20 protein-coding genes and 1 pseudogene are annotated in these 19750 nt (G+C 62.0%); 15 read left to right on the top strand and 6 right to left on the bottom strand.

The features are described 5' to 3' along the window. Positions 1 to 8: 8 nt before the first annotated feature. On the top strand, positions 9 to 1451 hold the full coding sequence (locus ACS4RS_RS01450; protein ID WP_439009029.1) for an MFS transporter: 1443 nt from the start codon (positions 9 to 11) through the stop codon (positions 1449 to 1451). A gap of 58 nt (positions 1452 to 1509) precedes the next feature. On the opposite strand, the gene ACS4RS_RS01445 is transcribed toward ACS4RS_RS01450, so the two are convergent. Together ACS4RS_RS01445 and ACS4RS_RS01440 are read right to left on the bottom strand one after the other, a co-directional pair. After that, positions 1510 to 2028 carry a DUF1697 domain-containing protein gene (locus tag ACS4RS_RS01445; protein WP_439009030.1) on the bottom strand — a complete coding sequence of 173 codons (519 nt, stop codon included), beginning with the start codon at positions 2026 to 2028 and terminating at the stop codon, positions 1510 to 1512. 31 nt (positions 2029 to 2059) lie between these two features. Next, on the bottom strand, positions 2060 to 4168 hold the full coding sequence (locus ACS4RS_RS01440; RefSeq protein ID WP_439009031.1) for a S9 family peptidase: 2109 nt from the start codon (positions 4166 to 4168) through the stop codon (positions 2060 to 2062). Positions 4169 to 4421: 253 nt separating this feature from the next. Here ACS4RS_RS01440 and ACS4RS_RS01435 point away from each other — a divergent pair, with 253 nt between their 5' ends. Further along, positions 4422 to 4811 carry a DUF930 domain-containing protein gene (locus tag ACS4RS_RS01435; RefSeq protein WP_439009032.1) on the top strand — a complete coding sequence of 130 codons (390 nt, stop codon included), beginning with the start codon at positions 4422 to 4424 and terminating at the stop codon, positions 4809 to 4811. Positions 4812 to 4911: 100 nt separating this feature from the next. Continuing rightward, complete coding sequence (locus ACS4RS_RS01430; protein ID WP_439009033.1) at positions 4912 to 5703, top strand: polysaccharide deacetylase family protein; 792 nt, start codon at positions 4912 to 4914, stop codon at positions 5701 to 5703. A 35-nt stretch (positions 5704 to 5738) separates the two neighbouring features. Here the strand turns inward: ACS4RS_RS01430 and ACS4RS_RS01425 are convergent, their stop codons facing one another. From ACS4RS_RS01425 to ACS4RS_RS01415, 3 genes are all read right to left on the bottom strand, one after another. Next, positions 5739 to 7031: an NAD(P)/FAD-dependent oxidoreductase gene (locus ACS4RS_RS01425; protein WP_449313846.1), complete on the bottom strand. Its 1293-nt coding sequence runs from the start codon at positions 7029 to 7031 to the stop codon at positions 5739 to 5741. Between the two features lie 18 nt (positions 7032 to 7049). Further along, entirely contained in the window at positions 7050 to 8216 is a 1167-nt protein-coding gene (locus ACS4RS_RS01420; protein WP_439009034.1) for an AI-2E family transporter, read from the bottom strand. A 175-nt stretch (positions 8217 to 8391) separates the two neighbouring features. After that, positions 8392 to 9357 (bottom strand): VOC family protein, encoded by a 966-nt coding sequence (locus ACS4RS_RS01415; RefSeq protein WP_439009035.1) that lies wholly within the window; start codon positions 9355 to 9357, stop codon positions 8392 to 8394. 180 nt (positions 9358 to 9537) lie between these two features. On the opposite strand from ACS4RS_RS01415, the gene ACS4RS_RS01410 reads away from it, so the two are divergent. The 4 genes from ACS4RS_RS01410 (at position 9538) to ACS4RS_RS01395 (ending at position 12201) form a co-directional block, all read left to right on the top strand. Next, on the top strand, positions 9538 to 9957 hold the full coding sequence (locus ACS4RS_RS01410) for a universal stress protein (RefSeq protein ID WP_439009036.1): 420 nt from the start codon (positions 9538 to 9540) through the stop codon (positions 9955 to 9957). Between the two features lie 127 nt (positions 9958 to 10084). Further along, positions 10085 to 10753 carry a PAQR family membrane homeostasis protein TrhA gene (gene trhA / locus ACS4RS_RS01405; RefSeq protein WP_439009037.1) on the top strand — a complete coding sequence of 223 codons (669 nt, stop codon included), beginning with the start codon at positions 10085 to 10087 and terminating at the stop codon, positions 10751 to 10753. Between the two features lie 99 nt (positions 10754 to 10852). After that, positions 10853 to 11362, top strand: coding sequence for a GNAT family N-acetyltransferase (locus ACS4RS_RS01400; RefSeq protein ID WP_439009038.1), 510 nt, complete (start codon positions 10853 to 10855; stop codon positions 11360 to 11362). Positions 11363 to 11499: 137 nt separating this feature from the next. Next, positions 11500 to 12201, top strand: coding sequence for a pentapeptide repeat-containing protein (locus ACS4RS_RS01395; RefSeq protein ID WP_439009039.1), 702 nt, complete (start codon positions 11500 to 11502; stop codon positions 12199 to 12201). 86 nt (positions 12202 to 12287) lie between these two features. Here ACS4RS_RS01395 and msrB read toward each other — a convergent pair whose 3' ends face one another. After that, positions 12288 to 12701, bottom strand: a complete 414-nt coding sequence (gene msrB, locus ACS4RS_RS01390; RefSeq protein WP_088937297.1) for a peptide-methionine (R)-S-oxide reductase MsrB — start codon at positions 12699 to 12701, stop codon at positions 12288 to 12290. A gap of 544 nt (positions 12702 to 13245) precedes the next feature. On the opposite strand from msrB, the gene ACS4RS_RS01385 reads away from it, so the two are divergent. The 8 genes and pseudogenes from ACS4RS_RS01385 to mnhG all read left to right on the top strand — a co-directional run bounded on the left by ACS4RS_RS01385 (position 13246) and on the right by mnhG (position 19522). Beyond that, positions 13246 to 13461 carry a hypothetical protein gene (locus tag ACS4RS_RS01385; RefSeq protein WP_439009040.1) on the top strand — a complete coding sequence of 72 codons (216 nt, stop codon included), beginning with the start codon at positions 13246 to 13248 and terminating at the stop codon, positions 13459 to 13461. A 128-nt stretch (positions 13462 to 13589) separates the two neighbouring features. Beyond that, positions 13590 to 15953, top strand: a pseudogene (locus ACS4RS_RS01380) (putative monovalent cation/H+ antiporter subunit A). Then, positions 15953 to 16372, top strand: coding sequence for a Na(+)/H(+) antiporter subunit B (locus ACS4RS_RS01375; RefSeq protein WP_439009041.1), 420 nt, complete (start codon positions 15953 to 15955; stop codon positions 16370 to 16372). Before ACS4RS_RS01380 ends, ACS4RS_RS01375 begins: the two are co-directional and overlap by 1 nt. Further along, entirely contained in the window at positions 16372 to 16749 is a 378-nt protein-coding gene (locus tag ACS4RS_RS01370; RefSeq protein WP_439011774.1) for a Na+/H+ antiporter subunit C, read from the top strand. The genes ACS4RS_RS01375 and ACS4RS_RS01370 overlap by 1 nt, the downstream gene beginning before the upstream one ends. A gap of 79 nt (positions 16750 to 16828) precedes the next feature. After that, positions 16829 to 18376, top strand: coding sequence for a Na+/H+ antiporter subunit D (locus ACS4RS_RS01365; protein ID WP_439009042.1), 1548 nt, complete (start codon positions 16829 to 16831; stop codon positions 18374 to 18376). Then, positions 18373 to 18846: a Na+/H+ antiporter subunit E gene (locus ACS4RS_RS01360; RefSeq protein ID WP_439009043.1), complete on the top strand. Its 474-nt coding sequence runs from the start codon at positions 18373 to 18375 to the stop codon at positions 18844 to 18846. Before ACS4RS_RS01365 ends, ACS4RS_RS01360 begins: the two co-directional genes overlap by 4 nt. Further along, positions 18843 to 19193 (top strand): cation:proton antiporter, encoded by a 351-nt coding sequence (locus tag ACS4RS_RS01355; RefSeq protein ID WP_439009044.1) that lies wholly within the window; start codon positions 18843 to 18845, stop codon positions 19191 to 19193. Before ACS4RS_RS01360 ends, ACS4RS_RS01355 begins: the two co-directional genes overlap by 4 nt. Further along, the gene (gene mnhG / locus ACS4RS_RS01350) at positions 19190 to 19522 is read left to right on the top strand and encodes a monovalent cation/H(+) antiporter subunit G (protein WP_439009045.1); all 333 of its coding nucleotides are present in this window, start codon (positions 19190 to 19192) and stop codon (positions 19520 to 19522) included. The genes ACS4RS_RS01355 and mnhG overlap by 4 nt, the downstream gene beginning before the upstream one ends. Positions 19523 to 19750: the final 228 nt, after the last annotated feature.

Below are 19750 nucleotides of genomic sequence, written 5' to 3'. Positions count from 1 at the left end.
CCCGGACGATGTCGGATCAGATTTACCAGGCGCCGATGGTTCGGCGCGCCACGCCCAATTTCCGGGTGATCGCGATGATCGTCGCGAGTGCGATGCTGATGGAAAACATCGATGCGACCGTGCTGGCGACCGCGCTGCCCACCATGGCGCGCGATTTCGCCGTCAGCGCCCCGGCCATGTCGATCGCGCTGACCTCCTATCTCCTCAGTCTGGCGATTTTCATTCCGGCGAGCGGACGGATGGCCGACAGTTTCGGCTCCCGCACCGTCTTCCGCGCGGCGATCGCCGTCTTCGTGATCGGCTCGATCCTCTGTGCGCTTGCGCCGACCCTGTCGTTCCTGGTGCTGGCGCGGCTGCTCCAGGGCATAGGCGGGGCGATGATGATGCCGGTCGGGCGCCTGGTGCTGATGCGTAGCGTTTCCCGCAAGGATATGGTCAGCGCCATGTCCTGGCTGCTGGTGCCGGCGCTGATCGGCCCGATCGTCGGCCCGCCGCTCGGCGGCTTCTTCGTCACCTATCTCGACTGGCGCTGGATCTTTTATATCAACGTGCCGATCGGCATCATCGGCATGATCTTCGTCTCGATCTATATCGACGAGGTGAAGGGCAAGGCGAGCGGTCCGTTCGATACGATCGGCTTCATTCTCTCAGGCCTCTCGCTCGGCTCGCTGCTTTTCGGCTTCGAAATGTCGAGTCATGAAGGCGAGGGCGCCTTCTCGATCTTCCTGATCGCTGTCGGCCTGCTCTTCGGCATCGGCTATCTCAGGCATGCTCGCAGGCATCCGTCGCCGATCATGGATTTTTCGCTGATGAAGGTGCCGAGCTTCGGCACGTCGGTGATCGCCGGGTCGCTGACGCGCATCACCCAGGGTGCGCAGCCTTTCCTGCTGCCGCTGCTCTTCCAGATCGGCTTCGGCCTGTCGGCGGCTGCAGCCGGCCAGATTGTTATCGCCACGGCGCTTGGCGCGCTCGCCATGAAGCCGATGGCGAAGCTCGTCTTCCGCCGGCTGGGGTTCCGTCGAAGCCTGGTCCTCAACGGCATCTTCGGCACCGTCGGTTACGGCCTCTGCGCCGCCTTCCGGCCGGACTGGCCGATGCCGCTGATCTTCATCGTCCTGGTACTCAGCGCCTTCTTCCTGTCGTTCCAGTTCACTGCCTATAACACCATTGCCTATGACGAGATCGAGAAAGAGCGAATGAGCTCGGCCACGAGCTTCTACACCACCTTCCAGCAGCTCATGCTGTCGCTCGGCATCTGCATCGGCGCCTTGGCGCTGCATGGCTCGATGGCTTTCAACAATGTCGAAACGCCTTCGCTTGGCGATTTCTCCATAGCCTTCATCGTCGTCACCATCATCTCGATCACCGCCACCATCTGGAACCTGCGCTTCTCCAAGACCGCCGGCGAAGAGATCAGCGGCTACAAGGCCAAACAGACGACAAGGGACTGACGATGTATAAAACAAAGGCTTGAGGTCCCTCGCTTGAATCAAATTCTGCGTTGGACTCTCAGCCTTCCATCGCGGCCGCCATCTCCGCGAGTTTGCGCACGGTGTTGAGATTGCGCGAGGTCCCGGGCTTCAGCGCCGGAAGTTTCAGCTTCGAGCGGCCGGACCCCTTGGGATAATGCACCCAGATTTCGCGGCCCGCGAGCTTCGCCTCCTCGCCATCGGGCGCCACCATTTTGTCAAGCGCATCGCCGGGCGGCTTTTCGGGCAGGAAATAGACGAGCAGGAAATTCGGCTTGGCATCGGGAAAGGCCGCGTCGGCGGCAATCGCATCGAGTTCCTTGCGGCTACGTACCATCACCCCCGGCCGCTTGCCCATCTTCTGCCCGAGCGCCGCATCGAGCTTTTCCTCCACAGTCTTTACCGTTTCATCCGAACGGAAAAGCACGTTGCCGCTCTGGATGTAGGTTTTCACATCCGCGAAGCCGAGGTCTTCGCAGATGGTCTTGAGTTCGGCCATCGGGAGCGAGCCGGTGCCGCCGACGTTAACGGCGCGGAGGAGAGCGATGTAGACTGGCATTTCCTTCTCCCTCAGTACGCCCCATCAACCCTCACATCTTCCCAGCCACCTTGATCGCAAACGCATACTCGAAGGCAATCTCTTCCAGCCGCTGGAAGCGACCGGACGCGCCGCCATGGCCGGCGTCCATATTGGTCTTGAGCAGGATGGGTGCAGCGCCGGTCGTCTGGTCGCGCAGCTTCGCCACCCATTTGGCAGGCTCCCAATAGGTGACGCGCGGGTCGGTCAGGCCGCCGAGCGCCAGGATCGGCGGGTAGGCCTTGGCGCCGACATTGTCATAGGGCGAGTAAGAGGCGATCTGCTCGTATTCTTCCTGGCTGTCGATCGGGTTGCCCCATTCCGGCCATTCCGGCGGGGTCAGCGGCAGCGTATCGTCAAGCATGGTGTTGAGCACGTCGACGAAGGGGACGGCGGCGATGATGCCGGCGAATTTCTCCGGCGCCATATTGGCGACGGCGCCCATCAGCATGCCACCAGCAGACCCGCCCTCGGCGATGATCTTCGCGTATGAGGTGAACTTCTGTTGATTCAGATAATCGGCCGCAGCGACGAAGTCCTTGAAGGTATTCGTCTTCTTGTCCATCTTGCCGTCTTCATACCAGGAAAATCCCTTGTCCTTGCCGCCGCGGATATGGGCGATGGCATAGACAAAGCCGCGATCGGCAAGCGACAGGCAATTGGTGTTGAAGCCGGCCGGAATGGTGATGCCGTAGGCGCCATAGCCATAGAGCAAGCAGGGCGCGCTGCCGTCGAGCGGCGTGTCTTTGCGATAGAGCAGGGTGACCGGCACTGTCTCGCCGTCCCAGGCGGGCGCGAAGACGCGCCGGGTGACATAGTCGTCGGGATTGTGGCCCGACGGCACTTCCTGAGTCTTGAGCAGCGTGCGTTCGCGCGTCACCATATTGTAGTCGTAGAGCTGCGACGGCGTCGTCATCGAGGAATAGGAGAAGCGGATGACATCCGTGTCGTATTCCGCTGCACCGGAAAGTCCGAGCGAATAGGCTTCCTCGGCAAAGGCGATCGCATGTTCCTCGCCGGTCTTGCGGTCGCGGATCATGATTTGCGGCAGCCCATCCTTGCGCTCGAGCCAGAGAAGATGGCGGGCATAGGCCATGTGGCTGATGATCAATGTGCCGGGCTTGTGGGCAACGACTTCGCGCCAGTTTTGCTTGCCCGGATTGTCCACAGGCGCTTCCATGATCTTGAAATCCTTGGCGCCGCCGTCATTGGTCAGGATGTAAAAGATGTCGCCGCCCTCGGTCAGCGAATATTCGATGCCTTCCTCGCGCGCCGCCACCAGCTTCGGTTCGGCCGTCAGGTCCTTGGTCGACAGCAGCCGGTATTCGCTGGTCTCGTGGTCGTGGATGTCGATATAGATGAAGTCGTCGAGCAGCGAGCCACCGACCCCCATGAAGAAGCCGGCATCGGCCTCCTCATAGACCAGCCTGTCTTCCGATTGCGGCCGGCCGACAATATGGTGGAACACCTTCGAGGGCCGGTGGTTCTCGTCGAGCGCCGAATAGAAGAAGCTCTTGCCGTCGGGCGCCCAGACGCCGCCGCCGCCAGTATTCTCGATCCGGTCTTCAAGGTCTTGCCCGGTCGCGAGGTCGCGGACTTTCAGGGTAAAGAATTCAGAGCCCTTGTCGTCATAGCCCCAAATGCCGCGGCTGTGATCACTCGTATGGTCGAGACCGGCGAGGCGGAAATAGGCTTTGCCCGATGCCTCCTTGTCGCCGTCGAGCAGCACCGTACGGATCGTCTCGTCGGCGACGTCGCCATCGCGGGCGATGCGGAAATAGCGCGGCTGTTCGCCGCCGGTCACGTAAGAGGTGCCGTAGGCATAGGCGCCGTCCTTGACCGGCACCGAGCTGTCGTCTTCCTTGATGCGGCCGCGCATTTCGGAAAACAGCAGCTTCTGCAGCGGCTTGGTGTCTTCCATTGCCGCGTTCATATAGGTGTTTTCGGCTTCGAGATGCCGGCGGATCTCCGGGTCGAGGATCGAAGGATCCTTGAACATGGCCTGCCAGTTATCGGCGCGCAACCAGGCATAATCGTCCGTGCGGGTAATGCCGTGGCGCGTATCGGAGACGGGCTTCTTCGGTGCGGCGGGCGGTGTCGGCAGGCTGTTGAAAACGGACAAGGAATGGCTCCGGATCGGGATATCGGGTTGGCAAGAGATAGAGGCGCACTGGTTCCGGATCAAGCGGCAAGCCTGCGCCAAGGAGGTGGATAAGCTTCCACAGGCTTGGAGGCCGCCGTGCCGGCCCTGCCTTGATGTCACCATAATATTTAAGAATGTCCGCTATCGCAGAGCGAAATTTGCACGTGCCAAGCCTCCGGCAAGCTGCCGGTGGCAGGGTGAAGAATGGACAACAGCAAGGGATTTCTCCGCAATGCCGAAACATCTGCTCCTGTTTGTATCCCTCCTCAGCCTTGCTGCTCCTGCCTTTGCCGTCGATCCCGCCATCAAGAAGCAGCTTGAAAAACTCGATCCCTCCACCCGTCTGGAACAGAGCTGCGACACTGAGGCAATGAGCCGCATCAACCAGGACAGCGCCGGCTTCAAACCCGACAAGGTGATCGCCTATACCTTCAAGGATCCGATCCCCGGCGACAATTCGCTGCAGGCGCCGGGCGCCGTCTTCCGCAGCAAGGGCGACTGGTACCATCTCTCCTACAATTGCATCACCGGCCCGCAGCATATCAACGTGCGTGAGCTCAACTACCGGATCGGGGACAAGGTGCCGCGCGAGAAGTGGGACAAATATTATCTCTACGATTGATGCCGTTGAATTTGTTGCGGCAGTCGCGGCGACATCCGGCCACATGGCGCCATGCAAAAGCAGCCGCTAAAATCGGCCGACGAAATCGTAGAAGTCCCACATGAATCGTATCCTGCTCGCTTCGGCGTTCCTTTTCGCTGCCCTCCCCGTCGCATCGGCGGACGAATTGCCGTCAGCACCGCCAGCCGTGCGCGCTCTGGCCCCGAAGACGCGTGAAGTAAAGCTCGTCGAGCCGCATTTGCACATCGCCCGTTCCAATATCGCCGGCCATGCCCGCATCGCGCTGACCTTCGATGCCTGCATGGGGCAGGCGGACGAGCGCATCCTGTCGACCCTGGTGCGCGAACGCATTCCGGCGACAATCTTCGTCACCGCCCGCTGGCTGAAGCACAATCCCGCGGCTCTTGCGGTGTTCCTGCAGAACCCCGATCTGTTCGAACTCGAAAATCACGGAGAGAACCATATCCCGGCCGTCGACACGCCGACGCTGATCTATGGCATCGCCTCGGCCGGCTCGCCGCAGGCGGTGAAGCAGGAAGTCGCGGGCGGGGCCGCGGCCATGACAGCGGCGGGCATTCCCGCGCCGCACTGGTTCCGCGGCTCGACCGCCAAGTATGATCTTTCCGCCATCGGCGAGATCCGCGCCATGGGCTATCGCATCGCCGGTTATTCGGTAAACGGCGACGGCGGCTCGCTGCTCGGTGCCGTCATCACCGAAAAGCGCATCGCCTCGGCCAAGGACGGCGATGTCGTCATCTCCCACGTCAACCAGCCAACCCATGCCGCGGGCGAGGGTGTGGCGAAGGCGCTGGTTGATCTCAAGATGAAGGGCACTGAGTTCGTTCGTCTGGCGGACGTCGAGGATAGGGGCGACGATCGGACGACGGAGTAGTTTGTGGCCACGGCACAACAGCCAACGCGAAGCCTCTAGCGCAACGCGTCTCCTATCCCCAGCCTATCCTCTCCAAACCGCCGCAGGCCCGGCCCATCCCTGTCGAGCGCGAAATCCTCGAACCAGTCGCGATGCATGCCGGCCAGCATGGCGCCGATCATCTGGGCGGCGAGGTAGGAAAAGGTGATGCCGTTGCCGCCGTAGCCGTAGGCTGCGAACACATGCGGCATCTTGGGCACCGGGCCGATCAGCGGCAGGCCGTCGGCCGTTTCGCCGAAGGTTCCGCACCAGGCGTGTTCCACCCGCGTATCCGCTCTCGGCCATAGCCGCTTTATCTTCTCGCGAATTGCCGTGATCTTGGCCGGTAGCTTGAGGTCGCGGGCTTCGGCATCGGCCGTGCCGTCATCCTCGCCGCCGGCGACGATGCGATTGTCCTCAGTCGTGCGCATGTAGAGATAGGGGTGGCTGTCCTCCCAGATCAGTGCCCGGTCGCGCCAGAAATTGTCCGGATCCTGGGGTACGGTGGCGAGCGCCCAGCTCGAACTGGTGCGGTGCAGCTTCGGCATGTCGAGGCCCGGCATCGAATAGCCGGTGGCAAGCACGGCATGCCGCGCCTCGATGAAATGGCCTCCGTCCGTCTCGGCCGTGACGTGTTCGCCTTCGCTGTGAAGCGCGGTGACGGAAGCATTGACCAGCCGCGCGCCGCGCCGAACGGACATGTCGATCAGTGCCCAGGTCAGAAGCAGCGGATCGGCCTCGGCCGAACCCGGCGAATAGATCGCCCCATCCCGGTCGAGCTCGAACTGGGTGAAGAGGTCGGGATGTTCGAGATAGACGCCGGGCAGGCCGGCCCGGCGGCGAAGCTGGCGCTCCTCCAGAAGCTCGCGCGCGCCTTCCTGGTTGGCGGCGAGATAGAGCGTGTTGCGCGGCCGGAAGCCGCAGGCAATCCCGCGTGCGGCGATCAGTTTGGAAAGGCCGGCGACTGCTGCCCCGCTGCGGCGGTAGATACCCGCGGCGCGTTCGAAGCCATAATAGTCCTCAAGTTCGGTGAGCGTGCTGTCGATTTCCCATTGGAGCATCGCCGTGCTTGCCGCGGTGCTGCCGAAACCGGGCTCCTCCCGGTCGATGATAACAACGGAAAAACCGCGCGCCGCCAGATGTTCGCCAACCAGTGCGCCGGTGATGCCGCCGCCGATCACGGCGATGTCGGTGGAAAAGCTCTGCCCGATCGGCCGCCATTCCGGCCGAATGCCGCTTTTCCCCCAGAGCGATCGACCGCTGACCATCTGGTCGTGATCGGATTCGTTGAGAGTGAGATCAGATGCCACCACTATCTCCCCGGTTGATCATTTCGGCAATTGCGGCTGCGGCTTTTCCTCGATCAGCAATTCCTCGATGATTGTGATGACGATCAGCGACAGCGGCAGGGCCAGCATGGCGCCGACGGCACCCCACATCCACGTCCAGAACAGGATGGCGATGAAGACGACGAAGGGATTGATTTCCAGTCGCCGTCCCATCACCGCCGGGAAAATCAGGTTCTCCATGACCAGATGCACGGTAAAGAAGGCCGCGGCCGGCATCAGGCCGATGACGATGTCATCATGGGTCAGGATGCCGGCGACCGCAACGGCAAACGTCATCAGCGTGATGCCGAGATAGGGAATAAAGCTCGACAGGAAGGCGAAGAAGCCCCAGAGCACCGGCGCCGCCAGCCCGCCCGCATAGGCGATCACGGTCATGACAACGCCGAGCCCCACGTAGATCAACGAGGCTGTGGCGAAATAGAAGCCGAGAACCTGCTCGACGGCATTGATGACGCGGATGGCCGCCAGGCGCTGCGTGCGGGTGCGAAAGGTCATGATGATCGTCTTGCGCAGGTTGACGCGGCTGGCGAGGAAGAGCAGCAACGCCGCAAAGAAGATCATCCCCTGCACCAGCGCCGGCGTCAGGCTGGTGGTCACCACATGCAGCACGTTGCCGGTGTTTTCGAGCAGCGCACCGATCGACATCGGGCCGCTTTCGAAGGTCGCGGGCGTGATATGCAGCCATTCGATGCGCTCGAGATAGGGCATGACGCGGTTGATGGTCCGCTCGGCAAAAGCCGGTCCCTCATTGGCAAAGGTCATCAGCGGGCCGGCGAGCGAGTTGATCACCAGGAAGATCACCAATGCCACGCTGCTCGACAGCATGAAGGCGTTGGCAAGGCGCGGCACGCCCATCCTGCTGAGTTTTTCCGCTGCCATGCCAAGGATCATGCCGACGACGACGGCAAGGGTGATCGGGATCAGGATCAGCGACATCAGGTAGACGGCGGCAAGCCCCAGAATGCCGAAGATGCCGATGATCGCCCAGGCCATGCTGATATCCAGCCCGTCCTTCTCGAGGCGGTGCAGCGGTGCCGGCGGCAGCTCTTCGGCTGCCTCCTTCAGCGTCTGCGCCCAAGCGCTGGTGCGGCGTTCGCCGATCGCAATCTTCTTGGCCTGTTTGCGGATGCCATTGGCGATGCCCATGCGGTGAGGTCCCCCGAAGCCCATTGCTTCGTCACGGAAACGCGCCGATACGGTTCCGGTTCCCTGAGGCGGAGGGTCATCCGGCAAACCGCACGCGACACCTCTTCTTACGCATGGTTTTGCCCGCATGGCGCGAATGTTTTCGGCCGTTTCGGCCTGATCCGCGCCTCGGAAATTACGCCGAAAGCGTCAGGCCTATTCCCCACGGATCCTTGAGGAAGGTGCCGCCATCACGCTTCTCGCTCTTGATCTCCAGCGCATCGAGCTTGGAGATCGCCGCATCCAGCGTCGCCTTGTCGTTGAACCGGACCTTGTAGTCCGAAAGGCCGGTCATATTGTCGGCGCGGGCGGCAGCACCCCGGCTGTTCCAGATATTGGCGGCGAGATGGTGATGGTAGCCGCCGGTCGCAAAGAAACTTGCGCCGGGACGGCTCGCCATCAGCTTGAGGCCGAGCACGTCGCGGTAAAAGGCATCGGCCTGCGGAATGTCGCCGACCTGCAGATGCAGGTGGCCGATCGCCGTTCCCTCCGCCATGCCGCCCCAGCGTTCGTCCGGCGCGCTGTCGTAGAGCGCCTGCAGGTCGAGGCGCAAAGTCGCCATCTCCACCATGCCGTCCTGCTGGAACTTCCACTGTTCGTGCGGCCGGTCGGCATAGATTTCGATGCCGTTGCCTTCGGGGTCGGAAAGATAGATCGCCTCGCTGACGAGATGGTCCGAGGCGCCGTCGAGAACGACATTGTTCTGGGCCGCATGGCGCAGCCAGCGCGCCAGTTCGGCCCGATCCGGCATCAGGAAGGCGGTGTGGAAAAGGCCGGCCGCGTTGCGCGGCGCGATCGCGGCATCTTTGGCCGTCGTCAGCGTCAGCAGCGGCAGGTCGCCGACACCCAGCACTTGGCTGCTCGCCGTCTTCTCGATGACACTCAGGCCAAGCATCGATCTGTAGAAGCCGGACACGAGAGCAAGGTCCCTCACAAGGAGATGCGACTGGTCGATATAGGCGGGCCGGGTCAGCGCATAGGAAGTTTCGGTCGTCATGGATTGTTCTCCTGCCTCTGATCTGGCCTGTAGAGTGGAAGGCGTGCCGGCGGTGGCGGTAAATGTGCCGACCACAGCAAGCCCAAGGAAGTTTCGCCGGTTCATTCGCCTTTGTGCCCTCTCAGCCGTCTCTATATGGCGAATTGCGATTGTTCATAAAAGGCCCGTTTTTGACGATGAACTGTTGAACGGATGTTGACGATGACTGTGCGCCCACTTGATCGTGGTCAACGCGTCCATATCTTCTTTAGGGGATACTTATACATCTCAGTCATGGAGGGAGCCATGTACAGGAAGATCATCGTCGCGATTGCACTCGGGGGCATGGAAAAGGGCGAGAAGATCCTCCGCAAGGCCGCGTCTCTGCTCGACGACGGCGGCGAGATCGTCGCGCTCAACGTCATCGAGGATGTGCCGACCTATGTCGCGATCGAACTGCCGGCCAATATGGTTGAGGACGCCATGCAGGACAGCCGCGACCAGCTGAAGGCGCTGATAACAGAAACCGGCATTGCGGCGACCGTCGAGATCCGCAACGGTCCACCCGCCAAAGCGATCATCTCGACCGCCGAAAGCTATGGCGCCGACCTCATCATCGTTGCCTCGCATGTTCCGGATTTTTCCAACTACTTCATCGGCGCGACCGCCGACCGGGTCGTGCGCCACGCCAAATGCTCGGTGCTGGTCGATCGGCAAAAGGTTTGATCTGCGCGGCCGCCCCGCCGCAAAACAGCCTGTCACGAAGATTTACCGCCCGTGCGCTTTGCCGCAGTTGCGTGCCCCTCCGTTCGATGCGACGATTGCAATCGGGGTATGAAACGGATTGGCGTGCATGGCCGAGTTCAACGGCATTCGCTGGGCTTACGACAGATATGAACTGATCGCCGACGGCATCATCCATGGCGTCGGTCTCGTGCTGGCGCTGATCGGGGCCACGGTGCTGATCTTCTACGCCACGCTCTGGAGCTCCGATGGCGCACTCGCCGCCGCCTGGATCTATGGCGTCGGGCTGGTGCTGACGCTCGCCATTTCCTTTTCCTACAATGCCTGGCCGGTCTCGCGCACCAAATGGTATCTGCGCCGCTTCGATCATTCGGCGATCTTCCTGTTGATCGCCGCCACCTACACGCCCTTCCTCGAACGCGGCGCCGACGATCCGCTGCTCTTGTTCATGCTGTTGGCGATCTGGCTGTTTGCCGCTGCCGGCATCATCCTGAAATGCGTTTTTCCCGGCCGTTACGACCGTTTCGCCATCCTGCTTTATCTCGCCATGGGCTGGAGCGGCGTGCTGGTGGCCGAACCTGTCGCCTCGCGTATTCCTTCCGCCTCGATGCTGCTGATCGTCATCGGCGGGGTCATCTATTCGCTCGGCGTCATCTTTCATGTCTGGGAGAAGCTGCGCTTCCAGAACGCCATCTGGCACGGTTTCGTCGTCACCGCCGCGGCCGTGCATTATTCGGCCGTCTTCACCTGTTTCAGCCTGTCGGCGCCTGGTGTCTGATAAACATCGCGCCCGACGCCCTCCGCAGCCGGATCGGCCGTTTACATCTTTTGGGGCAGGGCGTATGCCGCCTGTCGGAGACAATACGAACAGGCAATCATGACAAACCCCGTCCTCCTCCGCGACGCCACCGAAACCGATCTTCCCGCCATCCGCGATATCTACAATCACGCCGTCGAACACACGACGGCCATCTGGAACGACATGCTGGTCGATCTCGAAAACCGGCGGGAATGGATGAAGGCGCGCAAGGCCCGCGGCTTTCCCGTCATCGTCGCCGAGCTGTCGGGCAAGATCGCGGGCTATGCCTCCTATGGCGACTGGCGTGCCTTCGACGGTTACCGCCACACCGTCGAGCATTCCGTCTATGTCGACAAGGATTGCCGCGGCGCCGGCATCGGCGAGCGCCTGATGCGCGAGCTGATCGTCCGTGCCGCAGCCGGCAATATCCATGTGATGATCGCCGGCATCGAGGCGGAGAACGCGGCCTCGATCCGGCTGCATGAAAAGCTCGGTTTTCGCATCGCCGGCAGATTTTCTGAGGTCGGCACCAAATTCGGCCGCTGGCTGGACCTCACCTGCATGGAGCTTCGCCTGCCTTCGGCCTGATCCGGCACCTGACCTCCTGGGGCATTGCCATTGTGAACGGCGCTCGCCATCTTTTTATTGTAGTCTGAGCTGTGTAAGAAAGCGGAGGCGGCCTGCTTCGCGGGAGGCCTCAGAATGGTATGGAGGTGAACAGTTCAATGGCAATGCACGGATCGTCGCTCGGTCTCCTTGCCCTCGTCCTTCTGGCATTTCCGCCGGTCGCCGCCCGGGCCGCTGATTGCGGCAGCCTGGCCTCGCCGAAGCTCGACTGGCAGGAATGCACCAAGAAGAACCTGATGCTGCAGGGCAGTGATCTCGAAGGCGCCAACCTCGTCGGCACCGATTTCTCGCTGACCGATCTCGCCGGCGCCAATGTCAAATCCGCCAATCTCGAGAAGGCGACCCTGGTGCGCGCCTCGCTCGAGGGCGCACACGCCGAAGGCGCCAGCTTCGCCAAGATCGAAGCCTATCGCGCCAGCTTCGCCAATATCATCGCCGAAGGCGCTTCCTTTGCCGGCGCCGAGCTGCAGCGGGCCAATTTCGCCGGCGCCAGGCTTGCCGGCGCGAGTTTCGAAAAAGCCGAACTTGGCCGCGCCGATTTCGACAAGGCGGTCTTGACGGGCACGAAATTCTCTTTCGCCAATCTCTCCCGTGCCGATCTCTCCGGCGCAAGTTTGGAAGGCCCGGCGATGTTCGAGCGCGCTTTCATGTTCCTGACCCGCATCGAAGGCCTTGACCTCTCGGCCGCATCCGGCCTCGAACAGACCCAGATCGACCTTGCCTGCGGCGACGCCTCGACCAAACTGCCGGCCGGCCTCTCGGCGCCGACGACCTGGCCATGCCCTGCCGAGCACGAGTAGCCGGGCAGGGCGCAGTTCCCTAGGTATTGCTTTAGGTGGGGGTAAAGGATTGGCAAGAGGCGGGAGCCGCTTGCTGCGCCGAACACCTATTCCCCCGGCTCGAACACCATGGAATGGCCGTTGATGCAGTAGCGCAGGCCGGTCGGCGGCGGACCGTCGGGGAAGACGTGGCCGAGATGGGCTTCGCAGCTGCCGCAGCGGATTTCGGTGCGCACCATGCCAAAGGCCGTGTCGCGATGCTCGGTCACTGCATCGGGCGAGACGGCTTCGAAATAACTCGGCCAGCCGCAGCCGGCGTCGAATTTCGTGTCGGAGCGGAAAAGCGGCGCGTTGCATCCGACACAGCGGTAAAGCCCTGTCTCGAAGGAATCCCAGTAGGGGCCGGTAAAGGCGCGCTCGGTGCCGTGCTGGCGGGTGATGCGGTATTGCTCGGGGGTGAGCTGCTCTTTCCATTCAGCGTCGGTCTTGTGGATCTTGGCGGTGGTTGCAGTTTCGGACATGCCATGCTCCTTTCGCCGTGGGGCGGTTCCATTTTGCCAGAAAATGTGGTGCGCCGTCGTCCGTTCATCAAGTCTAGAGCCTTTCCTGGTCAGATTGAAGCATTCTGTTGGCTCAACCGGAGTCGGATGGTCGACCGGCCGGCGCGCGTCGTAGCCAAGCTCTACGGCCAAGCCGGCCGGTCGATCAGCCGGCCCGTTTCAGCCAACCCTCCCGCATGTTTGCCTGGCAAATCTGCAAGACTTAGGAATCGCCGGACGCACTTATCGCTTCGCCGTGGCGAAGCGGTGCGGCCGGTGGGCCGGGCATCTCTAGCCAGGATCAGAGGCGATTGGCTCGGACGTACCAAGGGGTATGCCCGTCGCCAATCGCCTCTGCCCTGACGAAAATCTGCTCCGGCAGAATGCTTCAAGCTGACCAGGAAAGGCTCTAGATCGGTGCGCCGTGAGATTGGCTGCATACCTCAATGGGGTGAGGACGCTTGCTTTTTACATCCGTTAACGGTTTCCTGTTAGGGTTAATGCTACGTGTATTGAGGGATCATCAGTGTTTGAAGCAGCAATCGTCCTGCTCTACGGCCTCGTAGCCGTGGCCGCCATGGCGGTCACGCTGCTGGAGGGCTGGGCCAATCATGACGGCTTGACGCTCCATCGTTTGGCCGGGCTCTTCGCCTGTATGCTCTGGCCGCTAACGATTCTGCTCTTCATCCTGCATGGCTGCGTCGCCCGGCTCCTGACGCGTCGTTCCCGATCGGCGGCCTGATCCATCCCGCCATCGCTGCCCCTTTTCGCCCTTCGATCGAAATTGCTTGAGACGCTCTACCATTTCGCCTAAGTCAGGAAGCAGCCGGTTTTTACCGGCTTTCGTCTGTTGCCGGTAGAGGAGGAGACATGGCCGATGTCACGGCTCTGACATTTCTGGCCCTATGTCTGCCGCTTGCCGGCGCTCTTGTCGCTCCCTTCGTCATCCGCATCCTCGGTGCCAACGGTTCATGGCTTCTGGCGATCGCTCCCTTGCTCGCCTTTCTGCATTTCCTGCGTTTCGTGCCTGCGATCGCGCGCGGCGAGGTCGTTACCGGCGGCTACGCCTGGGTGCCAAGCTACAATCTCTCCTTCTCCTGGTTCCTCGACGGCCTGTCGCTGGCTTTCGCGCTTCTCATCACCGGCATCGGCACGCTGATCGTGCTGTATGCTGGTGGCTATCTCAAGGGACACAAGGACCACGGCCGCTTCTTCTCCTTCATCTTCCTGTTCATGGGCGCCATGCTCGGCATCGTCGTTTCCGACAGCTTCCTGATGCTCTTCATCTTCTGGGAGCTGACGTCGATCACTTCCTTCCTGCTGATCGGCTTCGATCACGAGCGCGCGGCGGCGCGGCGCGCCGCCCTGCAGGCGCTTGTCGTGACTGGCGGGGGAGGGCTCTGCCTGCTGGCCGGCCTGTTGCTGCTCTGGAACATATCAGGCGTCACGCAGCTGTCGCAGCTTATGGGATTTGGCGATGTCGTGCGCGAGAGCCCGTTCTATCTCGCTGCCCTCATCCTGGTTCTTGCCGGCGCCTTCACCAAGTCGGCGCAGTTTCCCTTTCATTTCTGGCTGCCGAACGCCATGGAGGCGCCGACGCCGGTGTCGGCCTACCTGCATTCGGCCACTATGGTAAAGGCTGGCGTCTATCTGCTGATGCGGCTCAATCCGATCCTGGGGGCGACCCCCGCCTGGGAAATCCTTCTGCCCTTCTTCGGCGGGCTGACGCTTGTTGTCGGCACCGCGCTCGCCATCCGCCAGACCGATCTGAAGCTCAAGCTCGCCTATACCACCGTCTCATCGCTCGGCCTGCTCGTTATGCTGATCGGCTTCGGCTCCGAACATGCGGTGGAGGCCGCCACGCTCTATCTGGTGGCGCATTGCCTCTTCAAGGGCGCACTGTTCATGATCGCCGGCATCATCGATCACGAGACCGGCACGCGCGATATCACCAGGCTCCGCGGCCTGAAGCGGGCGATGCCCCCTGACATGGGCGATCGCGCTGGCGGCGGCGTTCTCCATGGCCGGCCTGCCGCCCTTCTTCGGCTTTCTTGCCAAGGAGGAGATCTATACGGCGCTCACCGGTGGTGATGTCCGGGCGCTTACCATCACCGCCATAACCGTTTTCGGCAATGCGCTGATGTTCGCCATCGCCTTCGCCGTGGCGCTGAGACCCTTTCTCGGCCAACCCGTGGAAACGCCGAACCATCCGCACGAAGCGCCCGTCCTGCTCTGGCTCGGCCCGGCCGTTCTCGCCGCTCTCGGCTTGCTTGGCGCCATCTTTTCCAACTTCACTCACGCCGTCCTGTCCTCGTCGATCGCCGCCGCCATCCGCCAGGAGCCTGTAGAGATCGACATTTCGCTGACGCCGCATCTCGGCGGGCCGTTGGCGCTCTCCGGCCTGACCGCGCTGCTCGGTATCGGCGTCTATTGGCAGCTCGATCGCGCCCGCTTCTTGATGATTGTCTTCCTGCGCGCCGCCGGCAGCGGCCCGGATCACGGTTTCGACCTTGCAATATCAGGCCTTGTCCGCTTCGCTGCCCGCACCATGCGTGTTCTCCAGCCGGGGCGGCTGCAGGTCTATGTTGCCTGCACCTTCCTCTCGATCGCTGCCATCCTCATCATCCCCCCATCGTCTACGGTGAGCTTCCGCACCTTCCCGCCTGGCCGGCCGATGTCAGGCTCTATGAATGGGTCGTTTTATTGATCGCCGCCGTCGGCCTTGCCGCCGTGCTCGCCGCCCGCGACCGGCTGACGGCGATCGTCTCGCTCGGCATTCAGGGTTTTGCCGTCGCCATTATCTTCCTGCTGTTCGGGGCGCCGGATCTCTCCTTCACCCAGTTCATGGTCGAGACCCTGTCGGTGGTCATCCTCGCCCTGGTCATGACCAGGCTTCGCCTCTCGCCGGCCGATCGGCGCCCGCTCGGCCGCAGGCTCTTCGACGGCGCGCTTGCGCTTGTCTGCGGCTTCGGCTTCACGCTTCTGCTGATGCGGGCGACGCAGGTGCCGTTCAACGACGCGCTGACGGTGTTCTTCAACGCCTATTCGAAAACGATTGCCCACGGCGCAAATGTCGTCAACGTCATCATCGTCGACTTCCGCGGCACAGATACGCTCGGCGAAATCGCCGTCGTCGCGATCACCGGCCTCGCCATCCTGGCGCTGATCCGCATCCGCGCCGGCACCGAGCGCAAGCTTGCCGCCAATGATCCCGCGGTGGAGACAGAAGGCTGATGAACACGCTGATCTTCCGCACCGTCGCCCCGTTCCTCACCGCGCTGATGCTGCTTTTTTCCGTCTTCGTGCTGCTGCGCGGCCATAACGAGCCGGGCGGTGGCTTCATCGGCGGGCTGATCGCCGCCTCGGGATTGGCGATCTATGGCATTGCTCTTGGCGTTGCCGCCGTTCGTCGTGCGCTTTTCTTCCATCCGCTGTCGATCGCCGGCTTTGGCCTGCTACTGTCGACAGTCGCAGGTCTTCTTTCCATCCTTTTTGCCGTTCCCTTCATGACCGGCCTTTGGGTCTATCCGAACCTCTTCGGTCTCGAAGTGCCGTTGTCGAGCGTCATGCTTTTTGATTTCGGCGTCTATCTCGTCGTGCTCGGCGCCATCACCTCGATCGCGCTGACATTGGAAGAAAAGGAGGTGGAATGATGGAGCCGCTTCTGGCGATCCTCGTCGGCCTGTTCTTCGCCGCCGCCATCTATCTGATGCTGTCGAAGTTCACGATCAACATCATGCTCGGCATCGCCATCCTCGGCAATGCCGTCAACCTGCTGCTCTTTACATCAGGCCGGCTGACGCGCGAGGTGCCGCCGATTATCTCCGCCGGTCTCGACGCCTTGCCCGCCGGCACCGCCAACCCGCTGCCGCAGGCCCTGATCCTGACGGCGATCGTCATCTCCTTCTCCTTCTTCGCCTTCCTGCTGGTGCTGACCTACCGCGCCTACCAGGATCTCGGCACCGACGACACCAGCGAAATGCGCGCCGCCGAGCCTGACGATCGGCCGCTGCCGCCATTGGGGTATTGATGCAGATGTCGGTGCTGGTGGTTACCCCCTTCTGCCCTACCTTACGGTACGCCCCCTGCGTCCCCGAAGGCCGCACCTGATGGCCACTCCATCCGTCGATCTCTCTGCCGCCCTCATCACCACCCCGGTGCCGATCGGCCATTGGCTCACCATCCTGCCGGTCGCCCATTGCATCATTCTCGGCGCCGTCCTGCTGATGCTGCGCGCTTTCCCCCGCCTGCAGGCCTGGCTCGCGATATCGGGCCTTGCGTTGCTGGCGCTGATCGATGCGGCGCTGCTTGCCAAGGTCGTGGCCGAAGGGCCGCTTACCATGGTCATGGGCCGCTGGCTGCCGCCCTTCGGCATCGCTTTCACCGTCGACCTCTTCGGGGCGTTGATGGCCTTCACGTCAGCCCTTGCGGCGCTCGCAGCCAGCATCTATGCGCTCACCGATATCGGTGAGAGCGGCCGGCGATATGGGTTCTTCCCGCTGCTCATGCTGCTGATGGCCGGCGTCAGTGGTGCGTTTCTCACCGGCGATATCTTCAATCTCTATGTCTGGTTCGAGGTGCTGCTGATTTCCTCCTTCGGGCTGATCATCCTCGGCTCCGAACGTCAGCAGATCGACGGCGCGCTGAAATATGCGGTGCTGAACCTCATCGCCACGACGCTGTTTCTTATAGGCGTCGGCATCCTTTATGCCGTCTTCGGCACCCTCAACATGGCCGATATCGCCGCAAAGGCGAGGGATTTGCGCGCCACGGCGCCGCTGATGACGCTGGCAAGTCTCTTCCTGCTCGCCTTCGCCATGAAGGCGGCCGCCTTCCCAGTCAATTTCTGGCTGCCCGCCGCCTATCATACGCCGCGCATCGTGGTGTCGGCGCTGTTTGCCGGCCTGCTCACCAAGGTCGGCATTTACGCATTGATCCGGGTGGTGGTCATGCTGCTGCCGGTGGAGCGCCAGGAATTGAGCCTGCTGATCGCGCTTATAGCCGCTGCGACTATCCTCGTCGGCGCGCTCGGCGCGCTTGCCGAAAACGATATCCGCAGGCTGTTCGGCTATGTCGTCATATCGGGCATCGGCAATATGCTCGCCGGCATCGCACTTGGCGGCTCCGGCGGCGGCATCGGCGGCGCGGTATTTTATGCGCTCCATTCCATGGTGCTGATGACGGCGCTTTATCTTGCCGCCGGCGAAATCGCCCGGCGCGGCGGCGGGTTTTTATTGTCGGCGCTCGGCGGTCTCTATCGCCAGAGCGGCGGCTTCACCGCACTCTCCCTCATGCTCTTCCTCGCCGCCTGCGGTCTGCCGCCCTTTTCAGGATTCTGGCCGAAGGTCATTCTCGTCAAAGCGGCGCTCGATAGCGGTGCCTGGTGGCTGGCGGCTGTCATCCTCGTGGGCGGTTTTCTGACGACGATCGCCTTCGGCCGCCTCTTTCTGATTGCCTATTGGCGGCCGGCGCCGATGGTAGCGAAGCCGTCGGCAGCCGTCTGGCGCACCGGCCTGCCGCTTGCCGCGCTGACGGCGCTGGTCGTCGGCTTCGGCATCCTGCCGGAACAGCTGCTGGCGCTGTCGCAATCGGCCGCTGCCGGTCTTGCCGATCCGGAAGCCTATATTCATTCGGTCTTTCCTGGAGGCGCGCGGTGATCGCCTTTCTCTTCAATCTGTTGCTCGCCATTGCCTGGGTCGCCGTCACCGGCAGCGCCTCGCTGCACAATCTCGTTCTCGGCTTTCTGCTTGCCGCCCTTTCGCTCGCCATCATCCGCGAACCCTTCGGCGGCAAGGGATATCTGCGCCGCGCCTGCCTGGTGTTCTCGCTCGCCCTCCTGTTCCTGAAGGAATTATCGCTGTCGGTCTGGAGGGTCACGCTCACCATCCTCTCGCCCGACATGAAACTGAAGCCCGGCATCTTCGCCTTCCCCCTGACGGTGACGAGCGACTTCGAGATCACGCTGCTGGCAAATCTCATCACCCTGACACCCGGCACGCTATCGGTCGATGTCTCCACAGATCGCCGCACGCTCTATGTCCACGCGCTCGATTGCTCCGATCCCGAGACAGCCAAGCGCGATATTGCCAATGGTTTCGAACGCAAGATCATGGAGGCTTTCCGGTGATCACACCTGCCGCCATCGTCGCGGCCGCATCCTCGGGGGCCCTCGTCATCCTCGGCCTGGCGCTGATTCTGACGTGCTGGCGCGTCGTTGCCGGCCCGACATTGCCGGACCGTATTCTAGCCCTCGATATGCTGACCGGCATCGCCATCGGTTTCATCGCTGTCATCGCGGTCAAAACCGGCTTTTCGCTCTATATCGATATCGCCATCTCGCTCGGCCTCGTCGGTTTCCTGGCAACGGTCGCCTTCGCCCGATTCGTGCTGTCGCGCGGCAACATCAAATCGCCGGCGTCCGCATCTCCGGCAAGGGCGGACGCCAAACGGCGTGCGGGAGGGAAGAAGCGATGATGGATTATATCCTGGCCGGCATCACTGCCTTGCTGCTGATATCAGGTGCGCTCTTTGCGCTTTCGGCAGCGATCGGCCTGGTCAGGCTGCCGGATCTCTATACGCGCATGCACGCGGCCTCGAAGGTGGGGACGGTTGGTTCCGGCCTGTTGCTTCTCGCCGCCGGCCTCTATTCGCAGGATCTGGCGATTCTTGCCCGCGCCATTGCCGGCTTCGTCTTCCTGTTGCTGACGGCGCCGGTCTCTGCCCATCTGCTGGCCAGAGCCGCCCACCTTTCGGGGTACGCGCTCGCCGACGTCTCGGTCCGTGACGATATGCGTAAGCGCTGAGCCTGTGCCGTTTCGCTGCTTTACCAGATTTATGCAAAACTTATGCACAGGAAGCTGTGAGTAAAGCTTGCCCGTAAGCGCCTTAATTCTTCGTCTGTCATTTTTTCTCAAGAAAAACGACAAATAATAATTGGCCTTTCGACCAAACGATGGTATTTGAAAATGCAAGTAGAGTTCTGATTGTGAATCGCAATCGTACTGCTTCCAAGTCCCTCAGTTTTGATTTTT

This window comes from Rhizobium sp. F40D2, from assembly GCF_051810745.2.
GTDB lineage: Bacteria > Pseudomonadota > Alphaproteobacteria > Rhizobiales > Rhizobiaceae > Rhizobium.
Note: the sequence above shows the minus strand (reverse complement) of the source record. Positions and strands in the feature narration are given on the sequence as shown.